The sequence below is a fragment of the Chryseobacterium sp. SIMBA_029 genome, assembly GCF_046535275.1.
In the GTDB taxonomy this organism is placed as follows: domain Bacteria; phylum Bacteroidota; class Bacteroidia; order Flavobacteriales; family Weeksellaceae; genus Chryseobacterium.
The window spans coordinates 1-254 of record NZ_JAWRXA010000585.1; the positions used below are offsets into that span (position 1 = coordinate 1).

Sequence of the window (254 nt, forward strand, 5' to 3'; positions counted from 1 at the left end):
GGCTTGGCCATCGTGTTCGTGACGCACGATATCGGCGCGGCCGCGGAGATTGCCGACCGCGTGGCGGTCATGTATGGTGGCCGCATCGTGGAGCAGGGCACGATTGCCGACCTGTTGCGCGCGCCGCGTCATCCCTACACCCAGGCGTTGCTCAAGGGCCGTGCGCATGGCGCGATGCAAAAGGGCACGCGCCTGGAAACCATACCCGGATCGCCGCCAGACCTGGCGGCCCTGCCGCCGGGCTGTTCGTTTGC

The 254-nt window shown here is 68.1% G+C and carries 1 protein-coding gene; it reads left to right on the forward strand.

From position 1 onward, the window contains the following. Nucleotides 1–254, forward strand: a 254-nt coding sequence (locus SB679_RS25325) for an oligopeptide/dipeptide ABC transporter ATP-binding protein (RefSeq protein ID WP_410705096.1), incomplete at both ends; no start/stop codon positions are given.